At 38.9% G+C, this 22,421-nt stretch carries 18 protein-coding genes; 4 read left to right on the top strand and 14 right to left on the bottom strand.

Annotated features, from left to right (window positions below):
- Positions 1 to 15 precede the first annotated feature (15 nt).
- Both H5079_RS04360 and H5079_RS04355 read left to right on the top strand, forming a co-directional pair.
- Entirely contained in the window at positions 16 to 2,910 is a 2,895-nt protein-coding gene (locus H5079_RS04360) for a hypothetical protein (protein WP_182683507.1), read from the top strand.
- Positions 2,900 to 3,526, top strand: coding sequence for a hypothetical protein (locus H5079_RS04355; protein WP_182683506.1), 627 nt, complete (start codon positions 2,900 to 2,902; stop codon positions 3,524 to 3,526). The genes H5079_RS04360 and H5079_RS04355 overlap by 11 nt, the downstream gene beginning before the upstream one ends.
- 1,557 nt (positions 3,527 to 5,083) lie before the next feature.
- On the opposite strand, the gene H5079_RS04350 is transcribed toward H5079_RS04355, so the two are convergent.
- The 4 genes from H5079_RS04350 to H5079_RS04335 all read right to left on the bottom strand — a co-directional run bounded on the left by H5079_RS04350 (position 5,084) and on the right by H5079_RS04335 (position 7,084).
- Complete coding sequence (locus tag H5079_RS04350) at positions 5,084 to 5,251, bottom strand: DUF1090 family protein (protein WP_182683547.1); 168 nt, start codon at positions 5,249 to 5,251, stop codon at positions 5,084 to 5,086.
- Between the two features lie 157 nt (positions 5,252 to 5,408).
- Positions 5,409 to 5,981 (bottom strand): tRNA-(ms[2]io[6]A)-hydroxylase, encoded by a 573-nt coding sequence (locus tag H5079_RS04345; protein ID WP_011328238.1) that lies wholly within the window; start codon positions 5,979 to 5,981, stop codon positions 5,409 to 5,411.
- Between the two features lie 87 nt (positions 5,982 to 6,068).
- Positions 6,069 to 6,701: a sulfotransferase gene (locus H5079_RS04340; protein ID WP_086996941.1), complete on the bottom strand. Its 633-nt coding sequence runs from the start codon at positions 6,699 to 6,701 to the stop codon at positions 6,069 to 6,071.
- Between the two features lie 8 nt (positions 6,702 to 6,709).
- Entirely contained in the window at positions 6,710 to 7,084 is a 375-nt protein-coding gene (locus tag H5079_RS04335) for an MAPEG family protein (protein ID WP_011328240.1), read from the bottom strand.
- A 121-nt stretch (positions 7,085 to 7,205) separates the two neighbouring features.
- Between H5079_RS04335 and H5079_RS04330 the strand changes: the two genes are divergently transcribed.
- Positions 7,206 to 8,552, top strand: coding sequence for a DUF2254 domain-containing protein (locus H5079_RS04330; protein ID WP_182683505.1), 1,347 nt, complete (start codon positions 7,206 to 7,208; stop codon positions 8,550 to 8,552).
- A 9-nt stretch (positions 8,553 to 8,561) separates the two neighbouring features.
- Here the strand turns inward: H5079_RS04330 and H5079_RS04325 are convergent, their stop codons facing one another.
- The 3 genes from H5079_RS04325 to ggt all read right to left on the bottom strand — a co-directional run bounded on the left by H5079_RS04325 (position 8,562) and on the right by ggt (position 13,114).
- On the bottom strand, positions 8,562 to 9,272 hold the full coding sequence (locus H5079_RS04325; RefSeq protein ID WP_011328242.1) for an SIMPL domain-containing protein: 711 nt from the start codon (positions 9,270 to 9,272) through the stop codon (positions 8,562 to 8,564).
- A 217-nt stretch (positions 9,273 to 9,489) separates the two neighbouring features.
- Complete coding sequence (locus H5079_RS04320; protein ID WP_011328243.1) at positions 9,490 to 11,184, bottom strand: NAD-dependent malic enzyme; 1,695 nt, start codon at positions 11,182 to 11,184, stop codon at positions 9,490 to 9,492.
- 151 nt (positions 11,185 to 11,335) lie between these two features.
- On the bottom strand, positions 11,336 to 13,114 hold the full coding sequence (gene ggt / locus H5079_RS04315) for a gamma-glutamyltransferase (protein WP_182683504.1): 1,779 nt from the start codon (positions 13,112 to 13,114) through the stop codon (positions 11,336 to 11,338).
- A 94-nt stretch (positions 13,115 to 13,208) separates the two neighbouring features.
- On the opposite strand from ggt, the gene rrtA reads away from it, so the two are divergent.
- The gene (gene rrtA / locus H5079_RS04310) at positions 13,209 to 13,793 is read left to right on the top strand and encodes a rhombosortase (RefSeq protein WP_179807047.1); all 585 of its coding nucleotides are present in this window, start codon (positions 13,209 to 13,211) and stop codon (positions 13,791 to 13,793) included.
- 54 nt (positions 13,794 to 13,847) lie between these two features.
- Here the strand turns inward: rrtA and H5079_RS04305 are convergent, their stop codons facing one another.
- The 7 genes from H5079_RS04305 to H5079_RS04275 all read right to left on the bottom strand — a co-directional run bounded on the left by H5079_RS04305 (position 13,848) and on the right by H5079_RS04275 (position 22,216).
- A complete protein-coding gene (locus H5079_RS04305; protein WP_179807046.1) occupies positions 13,848 to 16,352 on the bottom strand; it encodes a prolyl oligopeptidase family serine peptidase in 2,505 nt (834 codons plus the stop codon).
- Between the two features lie 102 nt (positions 16,353 to 16,454).
- Entirely contained in the window at positions 16,455 to 17,627 is a 1,173-nt protein-coding gene (locus H5079_RS04300) for an endonuclease/exonuclease/phosphatase family protein (protein ID WP_182683503.1), read from the bottom strand.
- Positions 17,627 to 18,553, bottom strand: coding sequence for a YeiH family protein (locus H5079_RS04295; RefSeq protein ID WP_011328248.1), 927 nt, complete (start codon positions 18,551 to 18,553; stop codon positions 17,627 to 17,629). Before H5079_RS04295 ends, H5079_RS04300 begins: the two co-directional genes overlap by 1 nt.
- 6 nt (positions 18,554 to 18,559) lie before the next feature.
- Positions 18,560 to 18,784, bottom strand: a complete 225-nt coding sequence (locus H5079_RS04290; RefSeq protein WP_011328249.1) for a DUF2798 domain-containing protein — start codon at positions 18,782 to 18,784, stop codon at positions 18,560 to 18,562.
- 57 nt (positions 18,785 to 18,841) lie between these two features.
- Positions 18,842 to 19,990, bottom strand: a complete 1,149-nt coding sequence (locus H5079_RS04285; protein WP_182683502.1) for a 5-(carboxyamino)imidazole ribonucleotide synthase — start codon at positions 19,988 to 19,990, stop codon at positions 18,842 to 18,844.
- 2 nt (positions 19,991 to 19,992) lie between these two features.
- Positions 19,993 to 20,475: a 5-(carboxyamino)imidazole ribonucleotide mutase gene (purE, locus tag H5079_RS04280; RefSeq protein WP_011328251.1), complete on the bottom strand. Its 483-nt coding sequence runs from the start codon at positions 20,473 to 20,475 to the stop codon at positions 19,993 to 19,995.
- Between the two features lie 151 nt (positions 20,476 to 20,626).
- A complete protein-coding gene (locus tag H5079_RS04275) occupies positions 20,627 to 22,216 on the bottom strand; it encodes an ABC-F family ATPase (protein ID WP_310736328.1) in 1,590 nt (529 codons plus the stop codon).
- Between the last annotated feature and the right edge of the window lie 205 nt (positions 22,217 to 22,421).

The raw sequence follows: 22,421 nt of genomic DNA, 5'->3' as shown, positions 1-22,421 counted from the left end.
AAAGAGGACTAAACAATGGCAGCATTTACAGCTAGTCAAGCCAGTGTTACCAACGGCTCTAAAGTAGTAACAATCAACAGCGGCGAGAGTATCGCCAATGTGCGCCAAGGTGATTTTTTATTTTTAGCGGGTTTTTTGGTTGAGATCAACCGTGGCTATGTGGGCGCAGCCAGTCAGCAATATATTGAGCTGGTTAAAAACTGGGCTAACAGTAACCAGTCCAGCCAGCCCGCTGTTGTAATACCAACAACCGGCGATTTTAGAGCCGCCGTCGATGCTATTAACAACGCGAACAAAAACGTCAATGACAACTTCGTGGCCATGCAAAACTGGCAAACAAACATGGGGTCTGTCACATTCACTAACCAAGATGGCACAACTACCACAGTTAAAACCCTCAAACAAATTGAGAGTGAAGCCCAAACCCAGTTAGATACCTACCATCCCCACCCTTGGGCTATGCGTAAAGTAGAGTTTGAAGCTAACCGAGCGCAGAATAATGAAAAATTTGCTGCCAGTGGTTTTGTGCATTTTGGTAAGCACCGAGAAAATGGCAACACAATGGAGGGGGTAGGTAGCGGTTTATTTATTAGAAATAACATACCTAATATCTTAGGGTTGGGGTTGTCAGAAAATTTCGCATTGACCTCTGCAGACGTTAAAGGTGACTCCCCGACTAGAGCTGCTTATATTAACTTTAACGGGGTACTTGTGCGGGTTGATGCTAAGCGTTCAACTGCTGAAAACTCCGGCATTACTATAAAGTTTCCGCCCCCCGAAGATGGTACGCGAACGGTTGACTTAGCTACGGGGTTATCTGTTATTCATGCAACAGCTGCTATTGCTTTTGCAAGTGAGACAGATACAAACAAGGTGGTTACAGAACGTTTTGATCTTTGGGGTTTTGAGGCTTTTTTACGGGAAATATCCGATGAAGACCCTTTTGTATACTCTTGCGGGATGATACAGAGTGGAGCTACACAGATAAACGGAGTATACACTAAGGCTAACATTTCTAAGCCAGCATCATTCTTTGCTTGGTATGAGGGGGATTCGGACAGTCAAGGTTGGGGGGTCAACTGGCAAACAGCTTCTGAGGGGCAGAGGATTGCCATAGCAAGTGATCCTGAGAACAATATTTACTTTAATGATGTAACGGGTAAGTTTTACCAATGGAGTATACGTGGTCGTAGTATCGCTGGGTTGGGCAATGGCAATTGGAGCAAAGGAGGTTTCCAGTCTAATTTTAGCGCCTCACAGCTTCAATTTGGTGGAGCGGCACAAACAAGGATTAGAGCGCAAGGCGCGTCAGATAGTGATGTGGCGTATTCCGTTGGAGAACCTTACACTAACGCTAAAGGATCTTACGAAAAATACCAACCTAACATTACCGACCGTGGATGCTATCTATTAAGAAAGCTTGAGGCAAACGACAACAAGGCCGTTAATGGTGAGGGGTTTTTCCTGGTATGCGGTATGGTGAGTCGGCTAAATCGAGGGGGGTATCATCCTAGTTTTAACCCCTTAGGCTCGGCATGGCTAAAAAACGACGGAAGTCGGGTGCTTTGGGATTCGAGCCAGGTTATTAAGCCATCCAATAAAGCGGAGCTTTTCAATTCTCACAGTGCCGTCGCAAGTACAACTACCGCTGGGTACAGTAACCTAACTGGACTCGTGGAACATCTACTAAGTGGTAGGCCAGATGGGCGATACTGTGATGTAATTTATAGTGGTGGTGCAGGAGGTATTTGCCAAGATATGCGATACCTAGCATCGGGAGTTTCGACCACAGATTTCGCAGACGCTGACTTAAAAGTAAAAAGCAGTAACTCACGAGGATTTGAGTATCTTAAAGTAACGAAAATAGCCCCCCTCTCGGGGCCTACCACAGCTTCAGGGGTAGAACCACAGTTAAGAGCGTATTCAGGAACAGTCTTTAACTTAGGTATTGACCGAGATAACGCTGTTTACTACACCTATAACCTAGATACTCAGGAGATTTTTGATGTTAGGGAGTACCCTCAATTACATAATATACAATCAACAACCAAAGGGCATGTTTACTACCCGGCTACTTGGGGAGTGAACCCTAATGCCGTAATAATATACCAACTAGATACAGATATACCTATTGCTGGTGAGTTTAATCAAACAGATGTTATTGGCAGACCTGAGAACATATTGCAGTGTGAAGATTTAAAAGGAGGCTGGGTAGGTAACTGGCTACCTGATTTACCTACAGGTGAGGCTAAGGAGTTTAGATATTCACGAAAGAACTTATTGGCGCAACATTCATGGGTGGGTACGGATGATTTAGGGCTATCATGGACTCCGCAAGAGTCTTTAGCAATAACATCCGCAAGCAACAGATATACACATAACGCCCCAGAAACACGAATTGGAGTCATAAATTATAAAGCGAAGGCTAAGTGTACTAGGCACTCAGATAACATGCCCGTTCTAGGTTCTTCGTCAGGGTTAGGCACTGCGTGGGTTAGCCAGTCGTCACATGCACATAGTTTACCTTATTCACTTATAGGTCTTATACCTATTTGGGCTGGCGGGTTTAACTATAACAAGGCGTATCCTTTAAATGTTGTGACTATAGATCACGACAGAAGAATACAACCGCATACTAACCGAAGAATAGTACATGGGGCTATAGAAGGCCTCAGTCCCACCTTCCCTAGAGTGGTTAAGGTATTAGACTACCAAACAGAAGAAAATGGTATGGCCTGGCTAGTCTACACGTATGTGGAGATTAAGTACGATGGAACCTCTTGGGGTGATGATAATGAGTTCTACCCTACGAATAAGCAAAGTAGCATCTTAGATACCAATGGTAATGATGTTCTGGCGGGCACCGCAATCGTGGTAGAACCTTTAGGGTGGATTAAAAATGACAAGTAAAATAATTGATTTCATAGTATTAGATGAAGAACAAAACCCTCTGCTTAATGTAGAGGGGTTCCCAACACTTGTGCAAGCACCAATCGGTAAGGATATTGGGCAGCTAGTAAGTATGGGGAAAATTTCACATATTGAACAGTTTGCCCAACTAGCGAGTGATATTGAACAACACGAATGGGCGGGTGCATACCTGGAATATTTACGCCTCGTAAAGTGGATAGAAGCCAAGAACAGTAACCTACCAGATCCCGTAGCAAACGCTGATGGTACAGTTACCTATCCCGAGCCTATGCCACCACTTAGAGAACCAATTCGTCCTAAAATACGAACCGTTGAGCAGGTACTTGAGCCATTTGCAAAAGCACTTGCTAAACTTAAAGGTATTGAGTTTAAGGGCGTGAATGTGGCTTTAACTGAAACAAACCAAAACGGTCTGTCCGCCTTAAAATCCGCATTAGACTTAGCTAATGAATTTGGTGCTGAAGCGCAGTTCTTCCCCATTAACTTTAATGCTGAAACGAGTAGTAGTATTGAAGTAGTGACGTTGGATGATGAAACTGAATTTAAAGAGTTTGGTTTACAATTTATTCTAGCCCGTAAAGCCTTTTTTGAATAATACAAAAAGGGTTTAAACAACGTTTAAACCCTACTCTATCAAACCAACTTCAAACACCCTTTAAACATTATTTAAATTCCACCACACATAACTCGAATTAAACTAAATACCACCCTATTTAACATAATTAATTTATTCTAAAATCTAGCGTTTATTTTTCTAAAGTTCTGCGGCGGCTTACATCAGTATAACTATGTGTGTTGTAAGCCTTCTCGTTACGAGATTATTAAGTGTATTTTACGTTTTTAAGTAAATTCAATACAGCTGCTTTCCTACTACTACGAATACATAACTTTAAATATGGATGCTTTACTTACATGAGCCCTATAAAGCAAGTTTGTTATTTAAACATGTATTTGTATAAAACAAGCCCGCTGATAATTTAGCGGTTAAAGTTCTCCTTGTTTATAAAGCGCACCTATCTATAACTAAGCAGTCTGCAAGTATATTGTTATGCCTTTGCTATATTTTCAATTCAAATAACGGAATTTTGCTGCTTACTACTTATGTGGCTTCTTATACTCTTTGTATATAAACACTTATGTTGCAATTATTATCTTATCTAGCTTAATGAATCAGGCCCCTTAAAGCATTTCTTTCTTTTAGCTATGCATAAATTACCAATTTAACTTAGGTAATATTCAGCTACTATTTCATACCTACACGTTACTTATAAATCTCTATATGCATATCCTTGCTTAACTTATTCTATAAATTTACTAGCAGCCTTACTGTGATTTTAACTAAGTGATAATTCAATTAAATTTGCGGCATAACTTACTACATAATTAACGCCTATAAATAAGCTTAAGTCTTTAACCTAGTTAATCGCTTTATTTTATCTTCTATTCCAATAGCTAACTAACATTTCTATTTCAATCCCATGCTGTTTTATTACTCTTTATGAGTAACAATCCGGCCATAATATTTGAATTGATATACCATGTGCTTATACTTTGGCTATCAGTTGTAATAGTTTTTTATAAATAAACCTCAAAAAGATCTGGTTTATCACTGTTACACACATGGGTTTTACCTGTATTTACATAGCTAGTTTTACAAAATAACGCTATTAACAGTAATAAATCAGCTGGTTTAGTTCGTTTTATAAGCAGATACTTTAAATAGCCTATTATGTAGGGTTTTAATTTTCAGTTTTAGTTATATTTGGTTTAATTATTAGTCATTTTAATTATGTTAAATTGTGGTGTGATTATGTTTATCACAGTAATGCGCTTGGTTATTTAACTAAAACTCCCTGCTGATAGTGGTTTTAACTATGAACTTCTAAGTTGTTGAAAGACAGCTGGTATAAAACAGAGTAATGGAAACGCGCTTCCCCATAATGTTTGATTGCTATTTGTAGTATGACTTTTTAAGTATAATTTTTAAGTGTATTTTAATTAGGCTAGTTTTAAAGATTGAAGTGCCCTGCACTGTATATAGTTATTGTTACGTAATAATGTAATTAAATATGATGGTTAATCCGATAATATTCGCAGTACACTTGCTGTTAACGATAACCTAAAGCGTTAACAACAAGTAGCCACTGGTGATTTAATTAATTTTGCCAAGCTCATCTTTCAGATGTTTTAGTTTAAGCTTTTCTGCTGTAATCTTTTTTTGATACTTACTAACTTTATCACTTTTACCTGCTTGTTTAGCATCTAGCAGATCTTCTTCATATTCAGCAATATCATTGTTAGCATCGTTTATTTTTTCTATTAAATCTTCTTTGTTGGTATTACTTTATATTTTGAAAATATATTAATCATCAGCTTTGTCCAAACATAATAATTATTAAATTATGCGTAATTGTTACAAACAAAAAAGCGCCAAATATAAATTTAGCGCTTTTAGAGTATGGCATTAACAGCTTAAATTAATGCAGTGCCGCAGTAAACGGAATGCTTTCACAAATTTTAGCTTCCGCTATTAGTAGCTCTTCTAGGCGTATGTCTACTTCTTCTTTATCAAAATACTCATACGCTAATTCTACAAATAAGTTTTTATGTTTTTCTTCTGATTCGGCAATCGCAATGTAAAACTCTTTTTCTTTGCCCTCTGGTAACGCTTGCGCCACTAGTGAAAAACGTTCGTGCCCTCTTGCCTCAATAACCCCACCGACTAATAATCGATCCATTAAAAAACCGTCGCGGCCGTGTCTAAATAAAGCACGTATTTGTTTTATATAAGGGTCTTTTTTGTCGTCACCTAAATTTACATCACGTGAAATTAAAATTTTCAGCACTTCTTTAAAATGAATCATTTCTTCAAGTGCTAAGTCTGCCATAGCTGTAACCAGTTTACGTTTATCGGGGTAATGCGACAGCATAGACATGGCCATACCCGATGCTTTTTTTTCGGCTGCGGCGTGGTCTTGTAAAAAAGTATCGAAGTCATCAAGTACAACTTCGGTCCATTCAAATGGAGTGTGGTATTTTAATTCAAACATGCTCTGTACTACTTATAACAAGGTGTAAAATAATGCGCAGATTTTAGCGTATATTAGGTAAAAAATCATGCTCCTAAGCCTGTAAAGTTAAACCTTGTAGCGTAACAGTTTATCTATGCGCCCTTTTGCTGTTGATTCAACTTTTAGCGGATGTTTTATATCGTTCCAGGCAGTAACTTTGCCGCCCATATTCATTTTTTCAAAATCTGTTTTATTACTTTTAATCGCTAAAAAATCACAGAGCATTTTGTAGCTTTGCGGTTTTGCTATATTTATTGATAAAAAGCGTTGCTCTTGGTGTTTAAAATAATTTTTAGCGTCATTGATATGCGTGTTATAACAATGCGTTAAGTAACTATCATCGTTTATATTATCAATTGTTAAATTACTAAATGTATTTAAATAACAATGCTTTATATGAATATTAAAGCCACCATCAGTGCGTGTTAAATTAGTATGCATACGTAATAATAATTGCTTTATTGATGGTAGCCATACGTTAAGCTCACGCTCTAAATAAATAAATTTTGCATCCGGATAATACTTATCGAGAGCTTTATAATCATTAAAAATTGGCGTATCGGCAATTGCATGGGCGTTATCAAAACAATTGTTTGTGTAAGCAGTATGCGCTGTTGGTATACCAAACTCTAAAAAAGCATGGCAAACACTTGTAGTGCCTGTACGCGGTAAACCAATAATAAATATTTTGTTATTCATAATTAAATTTAACTAAAGCGGGTTAATAAAATAACTAAAGCACTTATAAGCATAGTTAAAAATGTAGCTATAACACCAATTTGGCGGTACTTTAGGTTTTTTTCTACTATGCCAAAATTATGAAAAACGCGGCCTATAAGTAGCATTGCACCAAGTGCATGGCAATAATGACTCGCTAACCCCTGATATTCTGCTAAAAAAAGCAAAATAATAGCAAACGGTACATATTCCATAAAATTACCATGGGCACGAATTGCCCGTTGCAACTGTGGATTTTCGCCTTCACCAAGTGATATTTGCGCTGCCCTGCGCACGTTTATTACGTTAAAGCTTAAGTAAATATAGTAAAATGCAAGTAATGCAGCGTATGTTGAAATGATCACAGTATTATCCTAATATTTTTGGCAATAATAACACACAAGTTAACCTTCATTATCAGAAGTTTAGTTTACAACTATGCTAAAGTATTAATAATACTCTTATACAATAAAGCATAAGGATTTTATGTTTGTACCTCGCAAAGTAGCCGACAGTTATCGAGAAATGATAAATAGTATTGGCTTTTACCCTTCTTTACTTTCAATTGCATTTTTAACCTTTGCGGTTATTACGATGTCGGTTGAATATATGCCCATTATTGAAAAGCTAAAGTCGTTTATATCTGTAATATTAGTAGATAGCGCCGAAAATGCGCGAACTGTTTTAAGTACCTTAGCCGGCAGTATTATTTCGTTAACTGTGTTTAGTTTTTCAATGGTAATGGTGGTATTAAACTCAGCCAGTGCCAGTTTATCGCCGCGTGTAGTACCTGGATTAATAACCCGGAAATCTCACCAACTGGTATTAGGTTTTTATTTAGGCAGTATTATTTACTCAGTAATTATGCTCATAAATATTAATAAACTCGAGAATGGCGCCATGGCTATACCGGCACTTGGGGTATTATTTGCGCTTATTTTTGGTTTGATTTCGTTAGGGCTATTCGTATTTTTTATTCACTCTATATCTCGGGCTATTCAAGTAGATAATGTTTTAAATGGTTTATTTAGCCAAACAAAAAGTGAAATTAAAACCATTATTAAAAGTCAGCAAGAAGCGCCGCTTAAATATCTTCCCGACTTTACTGATTGGCATTCTATAAATAGTCAAACTGAAGGCTACTACAAAGGAGTGCACACCGATAAGCTTTGCGCCTTATTATCTGCAGAAGAAATTGAGCTTTATATCACTGTTAAACAAGGTTATTTTACAGTTAAAGGTTATCCATTTTTAAAGTGTAATAAAGATATTTCAAGTAATGATGAGTTAATTACTAAAATTTTAAGCTGTTTTATTTTTTATATAGAAGAGTATATTAGCGACCATTATCGTTATGGTTTAACGCAAATATCAGAAATAGCCGTTAAAGCGATGAGCCCAGGCATAAACGATCCGGGTACAGCAGTTAAAGCCATTGATATGTTAAGTATTTTATTAATTAAACGACTTTCAATAAGTGATATTAATTACAGCTTTAAACACAGCAAAGATACGCCATTATTATATATACACGAAACCCGCTTTGATGAATTACTACATGATAATTTTACCCCGCTACGTAATTACGCTAAAGGCGATGCGTACGTAATGACTAATGTGTTAGAAGCATTTAAAAATATTTTATTTGTTGCTCACGAAAATTCAGCGGCGAGGGAAAGTTTATTTAATTATTTAAATGCTATTGTTGATGACATTAACGAGCACGTAACGAATGAGTACGACAGGCAGGAAATTAATAATATGCTTAAATCAATTGCCCGTATTAGTAAGCAACAAGGTGATACATTACTGGCACGTTTTAAGCGCCAGTAATGTATAAACTTAATCTATATAATAAACTGCATAACTAGATGCAGTTATAATGATTTCACCTGCATGATAGGCATCGGGTACATAATTACTCGGTGTACTATCTGAGAGCATCACTTTTTCAGCGCGCATATAAGGGGCTGATTGCACATTTAATGGCTGCATAGATGCGCTATATAAGCCTTTTAACTCTACGCCAAACTCACTGCTAAATTCTTTAGCTGCATCGCGAGTATCTTTTATAGCCAGTTTTTGCGCTTTTTTGTAGAGTTCATCGTAATTGCTTGCTAAAAAACGCGTATGGTTAATTTCGTTAATACCATTGTTTACTAAGTTTTGTAGTAACTCGGGATATTTATTAATGGCATTAAGCTTAACCGTTAAAGATCTGCTAACCCTAAAACCTTTAAATTGTTGCTCACCGCTTTCACGATTATATTGGCTTTCTCGGTTTATTGATATTTGCCCGGCATTAATATCTGCATCACTTACACCTAATGCTGTTACTAATTTTATTGCCTTAGCCATAGTTATATCGGTTTTATTTTTTGCAGCAATTAAATCTTTATCTATTTCGGTAATGCCAACATTTAATAATACATGGTCTGGCATGGTGGTAATTGTTGCCTCACCTTTAACATAAATATGCGGTGTATCGGGTGTGGCCGCAGCAAATGCATTAAAGCTCAGTGCTGCACCTAAAAATAAAGTAAACGTTTTCATAAGTGAATCCTTTTATATTAACCGTAACAACTGGTTATATTACTAACTTTATTAAATTCGCAATCCTTTATTGGTCACTAATTTAATACAAAAAGTATTTACAGCTTGCTATATATTAAGCTTATTAAACACTTTAAGTGGTTAATTACAGATGAACAAGTACAAAAAACAGGCCGTAGCCTGTTTTTTAATTATTACTAAATACTAAGTTGCAGCTTTAAATGCTACTGCGCTTATAGTTACGGTACTTAGGTAACCAGTAGTTTTTATCGATAGCAGCCCATAGTGCGTCGTCAGAAATATCAAGAGCAACGCCCTCTTCAATCGCTTTTTTGCCTACAGCGAATGCAATACGTTTACTTAGGGTTTCAATTTCTGTAAGTGCCGGCAATAAACTCCCTTTACCTGTGTTTGCACGCGGCGATGATTCAGCCAGCATTTCGCTAGAAACACTTAACATAGCATCTGTAATACGCGTTGCTTTTGCAGCTATAACCCCTAAACCAATTCCCGGGAAAATATAACTGTTGTTACACTGCGGAATTGGGAAAAGCTCACCATTATATTCAACTGGGGCAAATGGGCTACCTGTAGCAACAAGTGCTTTACCTTCGGTCCAGTTAATAATATCTATTGGGTGTGCTTCTACCTGTTTTGATGGGTTACTTAATGGGAAAATAATAGGTTGTGCACAACCTGAATACATAGCGCGTATTACTTGTTCGGTAAATAAACCAGGTTGGCCCGAAACACCAATTAAAATATCGGGTTTAGAGCAATGCATTACATCAAGTAATGACGCAAATTCGCCGCTGTACGTCCATTCACTCAAACGAGCTTGTGGTTGCGCTAAAACTTGCTGAAAGTCGCGTAGACCTTCCATACCTTCCGATAACAAACCAAAGCGGTCAACCATAAATACCTGGCTGCGTGCTTGCGCTTCGCTAATACCTTCAAAAACCATTTGGCTTACAATTTGCTCAGCAATACCACAACCCGCAGAGCCAGCACCAACAAATACTACTTTTTGATCTGCTAGGCGTTCGTTTTTAACTCTACACGCAGCAAGCAATGAGCCAACAGTTACTGCAGCTGTGCCTTGAATGTCGTCATTAAAACTACAAATTTCATTGCGGTAACGTTTCAGCAGTGGCATCGCATTTGGCTGAGCAAAGTCTTCAAACTGTAGTAATACATTTGGCCAGCGACGCTTGATTGCTTTAATAAATAAGTCTAAAAACTCATCGTACTCATCTTGAGTAATACGCTTATGACGCGCACCCATATACATAGGATCGTTTAATAGCTTCTCGTTATTTGTACCCACATCTAGCATTACCGGTAATGTATACGCAGGGCTAATGCCACCACATGCGGTATACAAAGATAGCTTACCAATAGGAATACCCATGCCACCAATACCTTGGTCACCTAAGCCTAAAATGCGTTCACCATCGGTTACCACAATTACTTTTACTTTACCTTTGGTGGCATTGCGTAAAATGTCGTCTATTTGAAAACGATTTTCATATGAAATAAATAATCCACGTGCGCTGCGATATATATCTGAGAATTTTTCACAGGCATCACCCACTGTTGGGGTGTAAATTATTGGCATCATTTCTTCAATATGATCACGCACTAAACGATAATAAAGTGTTTCGTTATTATCTTGAATTGCACGTAAATAAATATGCTTATTAAGATTGTCGGTAAAACTAGAATACTGCTGGTAACAACGCTCTACCTGCTCTTCGATTGTTTCATAACGAGGAGGCAGTAAACCCGCAATATTAAAGTTTTCGCGTTCTTTTTGGCTAAATGCACTGCCTTTATTGAGTAATGGCGTTTCAAGAAGGCCGGGGCCAGAATGATGAATATAAAGATAATTTGGATCGGTATTTGTAGTCATATTTCCAAGCTTTACTTAGTCTTAAGTTATGATCTGCCATTATCGGTGTTAAAGGCTAAATTGCAATGCTATTTAACCTTGTCAGACCATTGAGAATATATAAATGCGCTAATTTTAAACACTAGCTTAGCGCATTTGTATTATACATAATTTAGAATTTTAAAGTGGCGCTTTTATCAGTTAAATCAGACAAAGCCACCCCTTCACGGCGAGGATCGGCGCCGCCTATTAATGTGTTGTTTTTTACTTCAACTGCATGTAAACCAGAATTTAAATCTAAAATTCTAACATTATGACCACGCTTGCTAAGTGCTGGCGCTAATGCTTCAAGCGCAGTGCCTTTTTCAAGGCTAGTGTAGTCGTTACGATTAGTAGTACGTGGTAGATTAATTGCTTCTTGAACAGATAAATCCCAATCAAGCACGCCAATTACCACTTGCGCAACGTAACTAATAATACGGCTTCCGCCAGGAGATCCGACAACCAAACGTAAACTTCCATCTTTATTAAATACCATTACTGGCGACATAGAGCTGCGCGGGCGCTTGCCAGCTTCAACTCGGTTTGCTACAAGCTGGCCGTTTTTACGCGGCGATAATGAAAAGTCAGTCAGCTGATTATTTAAAATAAAACCATTTACCATTACCGTTGAGCCAAAAGCCATTTCTATTGAACTGGTCATAGACACTGCATTACCTTGGCTATCTACAATCGACACATGGCTGGTTGATGGCAATTCGAACGAGTCATCTTTGGCATAACTTAAGTAATCAACTGGGTTACCAGCAACGGCTGTTATATCTTGCTCGGTAATTAGTTTTGCACGTGTGGCTATATAGTCTTTATTTAATAATTCCTTGGTAGGTACTTGGGTAAAATCGGGATCGCCCATGTAAACATCCCTATCGGCAAACGCAATTCTTGATGCTTGGCTAAAGTAATGCAGTGCTTGCTCACCATTTGCTGGCAGTGCGCCCATGTTTTTATGCTCTAATAAGCCAAGCATTTGCAGCACAGCTACCCCGCCGCTACTGGGTGGTGCCATAGAACATACATTATAAACACGGTACTCAATACATACCGCCTCGCGCTCTTTGCTAGTGTAATTAGCCAGATCTTGCTCATTTAATTTGCCAGGCGCTATTTTAGAGTGCTGTACCGCATTAACCATTTGTTTGGCATTAGCGCCCTTATAAAATGCATCAATACCATTACTAGCAATCTCTTTGTATAAATTAGCTAATGGCTGGTTTTTTTTGATGCTACCTATCGCAATTAATTTACCGTTTGGGAAAAAGTAGTCGTTAATTACTGGCATGCTCATTACGCCAGGGTTTAATTGGCGCTGCAGTAAACCGTGTAATCGCGGCGAAACCTCAAAGCCTTGCTCTGCAAGCTCAATGGCTGGTTTAAATAAATCAGCCCAAGGTAGTTTACCGTATTGTTTATGTGCGTTAGCAAAGGCATGTAAAACCCCTGGCACACCTACTGAGCGTCCACCTACTATGGCTTCAATCCACTTCACGGCTTTGCCATGCTTATCTAAAAACAATGTTTCGTCGGCGTTTTCTGGTGCAGTTTCACGGCCATCAAAACTGGTTAATTTGTTGTTTACTTTGTTGTAGTACAGCATAAAGGTGCCGCCACCAATACCTGACGATTGTGGTTCTACTAAAGTCAGTACCAGTTGCGTTGCTATTGCAGCATCAACAGCGCTGCCGCCTTGCGCTAATATTTGCTGCCCAGCACGAGATGCATACGGGTTAGCTGCAACCACCATATATTTATTGCCGCTCACGGCTTGTTTATGTACTAAGCCGGTTGCGGCTTCTGGCTCGCGCGTTTCAATTTGAGTAAGGGGTTGTGCAAATAAAGGAAAAGACGTTGCACATAATGTAATAGCAAGTAATGCGTGATGTTTAAAGTTCATAAAGAGTAAATAACCTAAATTATCAGGAGTTAATTGGCATCTTAAAGTTAAACAGGCACAATATGCAAAAATTAATACTAAAAATTACAATTAAATGCTTAATTTACCAGTGCAACCTCGTTATTTACTCCCTCCTTTATTTTTAATGCTGCTAAGCGTTACTTTTGCTACTTTTGATTTAAATGACTTACTCGAATTTAATCGCGATTTAGTTACTCAGGGTGAATTGTGGCGAGTTTTTAGCAGCCAATTTGTTCATGCTAACTGGGCACATTTGGCGCTAAACTGCGGCGGTATTATTTTAATTTGGTTACTACATGGCGAATATACGTCGCCTAAACGCTACGCTATTAATATTAGTTTATTGGCTCTGTGGTGCGGCTTAGGTGTTTACTGGTTTTGCCCCAGTATTTATATTTACACTGGGCTAAGCGCACTGTTACATGGCGTTATTATTTGGGGCGCAGTTAAAGATACAACACTTGAGCTTAAGTCGGGCTATTTATTGTTTATTGGGGTGTGGCTTAAAATAATATTTGAGCAGCTAAATGGTCCTAATGCCGATATTGGTAAGCTTATAAACTCAACCGTTGCAATTGACGCGCACTTAATTGGTGCTATTGGTGGTACTTTGTTAGCTGCACCTTTATTAGTTAACTACATTAAAAACAAAAACTAAATATAAAAAACGCCACTTAAAAGTGGCGTTTTAGGTGTAACTTGTTATTAATCGTTACAGGGTTTCTTTAAATAGTTTATAAATACGGCGATATTCATCTAACCAGCTCGATGGCTGCACAAAACCGTGCGGCTCTACCGGAAAAATAGCCGTTTCAAAGTTTTCTTTTTCAAGCTCAATTAAACGCTGTACTAATCTAACCGTATCTTGAAAAAACACGTTGTCGTCAACCATAGGCGCATTAATTAATAAGCGTTTGTTTAAACCCTCAGCATAGTAAATAGGCGAACTGCGCTCATATGCAATTGGATCAACATCCGGATGGTTTAATATATTTGCCGTGTACGGCGCATTATAATGAGCCCAATCGGTAACGGGGCGAAGTGCAGCACCCGCTTGAAACAATTCTGGCGCGGTAAATAACGCCATAAAGGTCATAAAGCCGCCATAAGAGCCGCCATACGTGCCTACAGCTTGCGTATTTACGTTGGCATTTTCTGCCATCCATTTAACCCCATCAGCTAAATCTTGGGTTTCGGGTGTACCCATTTGACGATAAATTGCCGTACGCCAATCACGTCCATAGCCTTTAGATGCGCGGTAATCCATATCCATTACTACATAACCTTCGTCAGCTAATAACGAATGAAACATAAACTCACGAAAATACCCAGACCAGCCCAAGTGCGAGTTTTGTAAGTAACCTGCACCGTGGTTAAAAATAACCGCTTTACGCTTTTTACCCACTTCGCCCTCTACATAATCAGCCGGATAGTACACTTTTGCGTAAATAGGTTGATCAGTATGGCTAGATGGCACTGCAATTATTTTAGGGGCCGTTAGCTTTTTAGCTAAAAACTCATCCGAAACCGTATGTGTTAACCGGGTAACCTGTGTGTTTGCTTTTGCATCAGCCACATACAACTCAGTTGGTAACATAATTGTTGAGTGCTTTAACAGCAGCTTGGTTTGATCAGGGCTAAGTGTATAGTCGGTCATACCGTTAAGGTCGGTTACTTGCTCGTTTTTACCGGTTAGTGGATTTACACGGTAAATTTCGTATAGGCCTGGGTGTTCAACGTTAGCTTTATAATAAATAGCACTGTTATCGTCGGTAAGCGTAAGATTAGATACTTCAAACTTACCTGTTGTTAGCGCTGTTGCTTTACCATTTAACGGCTTTTTATAAAGCTGACTGTAACCCGACTGCTCTGATAAATAATATAAGGTGTTAGAGTTGTGTAGCCAGCCAAAATCGTTAAAAGCATAGGCTATCCAAGCGTCGTCATGTAAACGATGTTGCGACACTAACTTATTATTTTTAAAATCGACGGTTGCTAACCAGCGATCTTTGTTATCCCACGCTTCTAGCATTATTGCTACGTTTGAGCCGTCGTCGTTCCAAATTATAGGGCTTTGATCCCAGCCCCAATCGCTAATTAAATTTATACCACGCGGCGCTTTTTTAGACTTATACGTTTTACCATCACGGGCATAGTTTTCTTTTTTAACCGCTGCTAATACGTCTTCATCAAAGCCCGGTAGGGTATCAAAGCTTAAGGTATTTTGACTTTTATCGTTTAAATTAATGTATACCAGCTCTGAGGTTTGCGACTTTTCGTCAGCTACTCGGCGGCGCGCTTTTTTAGGTTCAATGCGGGCATCATCGGTAATATAATTTGGCATTATATCACTATCATCGCGCCAATCTCTTTGCTCTTGCACTACCACTAATAAAGCATCACCATTTGGCGATAACTGCACGTCTTTTACACTATTACCTTTGCCTAAATAAAACTCAGTATTAGCAATTGAGCTATTTTGCTGCTTAAGCTGTGCTTTGCGTGCTTGTTTATCTTTATTGTTTTTATGCGTTAGCGCTATGTAATCAATAAGTTTGTGCTGCTCTTTAGCAATATAACTGCTTGGCTCTGTAATGCCCTGGGGCTTATCTGCCAGTTTTAAATTAGCAATTTCAGTGGTTAAGCCTGAGCTTAAGTCAACTTTAAAAAATGTATTACCTTGACGATAAGCTAAGCTGCCATCATTTAAAAATTGTGGTTTAGATTCAGTGCTAGAGGTATGCGTTACTTGTTGAATTGCACCTGTTGTAACGCTTTTTACAAATATATTACCCTCAAATACATAGGCTTGCAGGGCTTTATTTTTTGAATAAACAGCTTTATTTGCACCTACAGTGTGCAGTTTATTAAGTGCTATTTGCTCTGCGCTTTGGCTTGTAATTGATTGGCTAAATAAGTTACGTAACTCATTACCTTGCTCTTTACGTGCATAAATAATGGTAGCAGAATCACTGCCCCAAAATGCGCGCTCTGGTTGACGTCCAAGCCAATCGGGATGGGCCATAGCTTGCTCTAACGTTATTTTAGTAGAGCCCATATCGGCGGGGGTATTAACAACGGCAGCAACAGGAGACGTTGTTACATTATTTTGCGTAGCTGTTGAAGATGATGCAGTTGCTTGACACCCTGCTAAAAAAACACTTGAGGCAACAGCCAGTGCTATTAATGTTTTGGACGATGAGATATTAAAAATCATAGTGCTTCTTAACGGTAATTATAATTAAGCCGTATTTAAGCAGAAGCACTTTGGTGATTGCAATTTTTTAAGACAAACGCCGGTGTAACTGAGTTAGGTTGCTTATTCTAAGCGTAAATCTAGCCAAACTAGTCGATGATCACTCGACGCATTTCTGTCTTTAATTAAGCGGTATAGCTGGCTATTTTTAGTTGGCCAAAATACCCCACCATCAATAATTTTTAACCCATAATGCGATGGCAAAACATAGTCAACCCGTGCTTGCCAACTTGCACTGTAATTTTTAGCATGGCTGTGCTGTGGATATTGCTCTTTTGCGCCAGCACTTTGCGGTATAAAACTGGCGTTTACCAGCGGATGCTTAAGTAGCTGATCTGTAGTTATAGTTCGCTGTTTATCACCCTCAGGGGCGGCATTTAAGTCACCTAAAATAACAAACCGAGACTGAGCATTTAAACCGCCTTTTTTACCTTTATCGTCATAAATATAATCGGCATTATTAATGTAGTCTGCAACTAACCTTACTTCATCATGGTTACGCTTGCCGTTTCTGTCCTCTAAGCCATCAAAAACCGGCGGGGTTGGGTGCGATGCAAGTATATGTACCGTTTTATTATTAACTGATATGGGTAAATCCCAAAAAGATTTTGAGCTCAAACGAATGTTTTGCCATTCTTGCTCGTTATACCAGTTTTTGCCTGTGGTTGGATCGATAGGCATTTGCGCATTAGGCATATCTTTATATTTAAAAGTTTGCAGCGTTCGTACTTTATCTAAATCGATTGGATAACGAGATAAAACAGCCATACCGTAATGGCCTTCAAAAAAACCAAAACCGTGAGCGTCGCCCATTATTCCTGTTTTTTTACCATCGTTATCTAAATCAAACTCAGTGGCTAAACCGGTATTAACTGGCGCAATATAAAAATAAGGATAGTCTATTGCCGCTTGATTATTTTGACTCACGTTTAAATAATGGCTTTTAAAGTACGCTATACCCTGCTCTTTTGGCACATAGTCAAACTCGTTTAATAGTATTATATCGGGGCGAACACGTTGAATTATTTCGGCAATATTTTTAATTTGTGAATGCTCTGCTTTAAGCGCGCTAACCAAAGAATCGCTTTTTACAGGGGTTTTTCTTGGTGTATAGTTAGTTGCATCCATACTTACATTAAAGGTGGCAACACGCAGTTGCGCCGCTGCAACGTAGTTGCTTAGCAGTAAACAAAACAACGTACTACCCAAAGTAATACTACTTAAATTACCTTTCATTATATCAACCCATCTAAAATTAATAATAAAATAACACTACTTACCACTATCCATAATAAAATTGCCATTATAAAGGGCTTAAGTCCGGCTTGTTTTAGTACTGCTAATGATAGGCCACTACCAATTAAAAATAATGTAACTATAAGCAATTGTTTAGCAACTATATTAATAACGCTCCATACAGGTGAAAACTGTGGCAAATAAGTATTAATAAGTGCGGCGAGTACAAAGCCAACAATAAATAGTGGAATACTGGCTTTTTCATCTGAGCGTAAAAACACCCCAGCAAGCGCAGTATAAGGAATGATCCACATAGCGCGGGTTAATTTTACTGTGGTGGCAATGCTTAGTGCCACAGCGCCATAAGTAGCGGATGCACCTACAACACTGCTGGTATCGTGAATAGCTAAAGCAGCCCACATGCCAAATTGCTGCTCGGTTAAATTAAAATAATGGCCAATGGCCGGAAACAACAGTAAGCCCACGCCATTGAGCATAAATACTACGCCAAGTGCCACAGCCACTTCATGATCTTTTGCTTTAATTACCGGTGCCATAGCTGCAATAGCACTGCCACCACAAATAGCAGTGCCAAATGAAATTAATACGCCGGTATTGCGGTTAAGTTTAAATACTTGGGTAAGTATTTCACCTAAGCCAATTATTGCGGTAATACTCACAATAGTGAGCACTAAAGAGCTGCTACCCACTTCAATTACCTGATTAAAGTCAACGGCAAAACCAAGCCCGACCACCGCTGCTTTTAACATCCACTTACTGGCTTTTTGCGAAAGCTCGGCAAACGGATTACCTAATGTCATAGCAAAAGCAGCGCCTATTACCAGTGCACTACCAGCGCCAATAAAAGGAGTGATACATAATGCTAAAAGAATTAAAAACAATGGCTTTTTGAGTGTTAATGGCATGCTGTATTACGCTCGAATTATTTTATCAGTTAACTTGTGTACTAAAGGTGCAACTAGAATAACTGTAGGAAATGCGATAGAAAATGCAAATACCCATGCTTTGAGCCATATAGTTATAATATTATCGACCATTCCCACGTTAAATAATGAGATCACAAAAGACATAAAGCCCGACATTAATAGTGCCATTAAAAATGCAAACACAACATTGCGGTATTTAGGGTTAAACATAGGTGTAGCCTTTGGCGTTAAGCAATAAATTGAGATGTCCCAATTTATTGCTTATTTTTAGTTGAGTATCAAAGATGTACTCGTGGCTAAAATACCTGGGTAGGCTTGTTCTGGTAAACACTCGCTAAGTTCAGCTAAGCGTTCACCTAGTTGATGTAGACTTTGAGCTGAGACATTAATATGACCCATTTTACGCCCTGGTTTTACTGTTTTACCGTACCAATGACTAGTTACATCAGTCACTTCTAAAACTGCAGTAGGAATACTGGCTTGGCCAAGCACATTTATCATCGCAGTGGCGTGTTTAAGCTCAGTATTACCCAGAGGCAGCCCTGCAACCGCACGCATATGGTTTTCAAACTGCGAGCAATGGCAACCTTGCTGTGTCCAGTGGCCTGAGTTGTGTACACGCGGGGCAATTTCGTTTACCAGTAAAGTGCCTTTAACGTCAAAAAACTCAATTGCCAATACACCCACATAATTAAGCTCATTCGCTAATTTAGTAAAGGCATCAATAGCTTGCTGCTCTACATGGCTATTATTTAAACCTGCTACCGATAAGGTTAATACACCATTGGTGTGCTGGTTTTCGGTTAACGGATAAATTGCAACATTACCGTGCTTATCGCGTGCACCAATAATAGATACTTCACGATCGAACGGAATCATTTTTTCAGCAATAATAGTATGAGGTGCATGTGCTGTGCCTGAGGCAATAAAATCAGACATTTGAGCCCAAATTTCATCAATTTGATCGTCAGACTTTAATCGCCATTGGCCTTTACCATCGTAGCCTGCTTGACAGGTTTTAATAACTAAAGGTTTACCTAGGTTTTCAACCGCAAGCTCAAGGTGCGCTTTTTCAGTAATAAGTTGATACGGTGCGCACGCTACAGCTGTTTTATCTAGTAGTGCTTTTTCGATTTGGCGATCGCCACCGGTTTTAATGGCCGCTTTACCCGGATAAAACTTATTGCTATTACAACAAAGTGTTAATACATCGTCAGGTATATGCTCAAACTCAGCAGTAATTGCATCTGCGTTTGCTATGGCTTGCTCTAATGTGGTTGAGTAAACTTCGCCTGTGAGTGGGTGCACAATTTTTTGGCTGCCTACATCGTACGCAACCACGTTTAAATTAAGTGGCGCGCCAGCAAGGCTCATCATGCGTGCTAATTGCCCTGCACCTAAAATTAAAATAGTCATTATTACTCTGCAGGATTAGGGTTAGCTAAAATAGTGTCGGTTTGTTCTTTACGAAACGCTTCAATTTTTGCGAATATTTCAGGGTTTTGACACCCTAAAATTTGCGCTGCAAGTAAACCTGCATTAGCAGCGCCAGGCTCACCAATAGCTAATGTCCCTACCGCAACACCTTTAGGCATTTGGCAAATAGAAAGTAGCGAATCAATACCATTAAGCGCTTTTGATTTAACTGGCACACCAAGTACTGGTAATGAGGTAAATGCAGCTGCCATACCCGGCAAATGGGCCGCGCCGCCTGCGCCTGCAATTATAACTTTAATACCACGGTCACTTGCTGAGCTTGCGTAATCAGCAAGGAGTTGAGGAGTTCGGTGGGCAGAAACTACTTTTGTTTCGTACTCAATGCCAAATTTTTCTAGCATGAGCGCCGCATGTTCCATGGTTGGCCAATCTGATTTAGAACCCATAATAATGCCAACTTTCATAAATACTCCTCAGTAATATACTATTTTAACTAGCGGACTTATGTCCGCTTTTATGGCGGGTATTATACCCAAAAGTCATTAAATTGCGACTAACAAAAACAAAAAAAGCCATGTTAAACATGGCTTTTTAAAGTTAGCAGTAAAGCGCTATTTACGCCTCTTTACTTGCTAGGTACTCAGCGTAGGTACCTCTAAAGTCAATAACCTTACCGTCTTTAACTTCCCAGATACGCGTAGCAACCGATGATACAAATTGGCGATCGTGAGACACAAACAATAAAGTACCTTCGTAGGCTTCAAGTGCTAAGTTAAGTGCTTCAATAGATTCCATATCCATGTGGTTGGTTGGCTCATCCATTAGTAATATATTTGGTTTATGCATCATAATTTTACCAAATAACATACGGCCTTGCTCACCACCCGATATTACTTTAACCGACTTTTTAATATCGTTTTGAGAGAACAACATTCGGCCTAAAAAGCTGCGCACCACTTGCTCGTCGTCGCCATCTTGCTGCCATTGCTCCATCCACTCAAATAAGTTCATATCGGTGGCAAATTCATCTGCATGATCTTGCGCGTAATAACCAATATTGGCATTTTCAGACCACTTAAACTCACCCGACTTAGGCGCTAAACGCCCAGCAAAGGTATTTAACAGTGTTGTTTTACCTACACCGTTTTCGCCAATAATAGCAATGCGTTCACCTACTTCTACTAAACCCTCAAGGCCAGAGAACAAAGTGTTGTCGCCAAAACCTTGGCTAAGGTTAGTCATTTCTAGCGCATTACGGAATAATTGTTTTTCTTGATCGAAACGAATAAATGGCGTTTGACGTGATGACGCTTTAACTTCATCTAACTGAATTTTGTCGATACGTTTAGCACGCGACGTTGCTTGCTTAGCTTTTGACGCATTAGCAGAAAAACGCGATACAAATTGTTGAAGTTCAGCAATTTGGTTTTTCTTTTTGGCGTTTTCGCTTAACAGACGCTCACGTGCTTGCGTTGCAGCAAACATGTATTCGTCGTAGTTACCTGAATAAATACGCAGCTCACCGTAATCAATATCGGCCATGTGGGTACAAACCGAGTTTAAAAAGTGGCGGTCATGCGAAATTATTATCATGGTGCAATCGCGTTGGTTCAATACATCTTCTAACCACTTGATTGTATAAATATCCAAGTTATTAGTAGGTTCATCGAGTAGCATTATTTCAGGATCTGAAAACAGTACCTGTGCTAAAAGTACACGCAATTTAAAACCTGGCGCAATTTCTGACATAGGGCCATAGTGTTGCTCAGTAGCAATACCTACACCTAATAACAACTCACCCGCTTTAGATTCTGCAGAGTAACCGTCCATTTCGGCAAATTCAGTTTCCAAATCGGCTACTTTCATGCCATCCGCTTCGCTCATTTCAGCTAAAGAGTAAATACGGTCGCGTTCTTGTTTAATTTCCCATAACTGCTTGTGACCCATGATCACAGTATCAATTACAGAATACTCTTCGTACGCAAACTGGTCTTGGTTTAGTTTAGCAACTCGTTCATTTGGATCAGTGCTAACGTTACCCGAAGACGGCTCAAGCTCACCACTTAGAATTTTCATAAATGTTGATTTACCGCAACCATTAGCACCGATCAAACCGTAACGGTTGCCGTCGCCAAATTTTGCTGAGATGTTTTCAAATAATGGTTTAGCACCAAATTGCATGGTGATGTTAGCTGTACTAATAATAGCGCTACCCTCCAAGGGAGACATGATGTATTTTAATTGCGCGCAGTTTAAACCAAATTCATCGTTTTTTCTATGAAAGTTTAAAGGCTAAATACGCAAATAAGAGCCTGCTTTAATAACTATAATTAAGTTGTTAAATATTACTTAACCCACACTAGGTAACGCACCTTACAAAGCGATTAAATTGCCGCATAATTAAACAAAT

Origin of the sequence: Pseudoalteromonas sp. SG44-5, assembly GCF_014164175.1 — a bacterium.
GTDB lineage: Bacteria > Pseudomonadota > Gammaproteobacteria > Enterobacterales > Alteromonadaceae > Pseudoalteromonas > Pseudoalteromonas nigrifaciens.
Note: the sequence above shows the minus strand (reverse complement) of the source record. Positions and strands in the feature narration are given on the sequence as shown.

Excerpts from the sequence above, each read along its gene's own strand:
- H5079_RS04360 (WP_182683507.1), top strand. The coding sequence starts at position 16 with ATGGCAGCATTTACAGCTAGTCAAGCCAGTGTTACCAACGGCTCTAAA.
- purE (WP_011328251.1), bottom strand. The coding sequence starts at position 20,475 with ATGAAAGTTGGCATTATTATGGGTTCTAAATCAGATTGGCCAACCATG.
- H5079_RS04320 (WP_011328243.1), bottom strand. The coding sequence starts at position 11,184 with ATGACTACAAATACCGATCCAAATTATCTTTATATTCATCATTCTGGC.
- H5079_RS04285 (WP_182683502.1), bottom strand. The coding sequence starts at position 19,990 with ATGACTATTTTAATTTTAGGTGCAGGGCAATTAGCACGCATGATGAGC.
- H5079_RS04300 (WP_182683503.1), bottom strand. The coding sequence starts at position 17,627 with ATGAAAGGTAATTTAAGTAGTATTACTTTGGGTAGTACGTTGTTTTGT.
- H5079_RS04325 (WP_011328242.1), bottom strand. The coding sequence starts at position 9,272 with ATGAAAACGTTTACTTTATTTTTAGGTGCAGCACTGAGCTTTAATGCA.
- H5079_RS04330 (WP_182683505.1), top strand. The coding sequence starts at position 7,206 with ATGTTTGTACCTCGCAAAGTAGCCGACAGTTATCGAGAAATGATAAAT.
- rrtA (WP_179807047.1), top strand. The coding sequence starts at position 13,209 with ATGCTTAATTTACCAGTGCAACCTCGTTATTTACTCCCTCCTTTATTT.
- H5079_RS04355 (WP_182683506.1), top strand. The coding sequence starts at position 2,900 with ATGACAAGTAAAATAATTGATTTCATAGTATTAGATGAAGAACAAAAC.
- H5079_RS04345 (WP_011328238.1), bottom strand. The coding sequence starts at position 5,981 with ATGTTTGAATTAAAATACCACACTCCATTTGAATGGACCGAAGTTGTA.
- H5079_RS04295 (WP_011328248.1), bottom strand. The coding sequence starts at position 18,553 with ATGCCATTAACACTCAAAAAGCCATTGTTTTTAATTCTTTTAGCATTA.
- ggt (WP_182683504.1), bottom strand. The coding sequence starts at position 13,114 with ATGAACTTTAAACATCACGCATTACTTGCTATTACATTATGTGCAACG.
- H5079_RS04340 (WP_086996941.1), bottom strand. The coding sequence starts at position 6,701 with ATGAATAACAAAATATTTATTATTGGTTTACCGCGTACAGGCACTACA.
- H5079_RS04305 (WP_179807046.1), bottom strand. The coding sequence starts at position 16,352 with ATGATTTTTAATATCTCATCGTCCAAAACATTAATAGCACTGGCTGTT.
- H5079_RS04290 (WP_011328249.1), bottom strand. The coding sequence starts at position 18,784 with ATGTTTAACCCTAAATACCGCAATGTTGTGTTTGCATTTTTAATGGCA.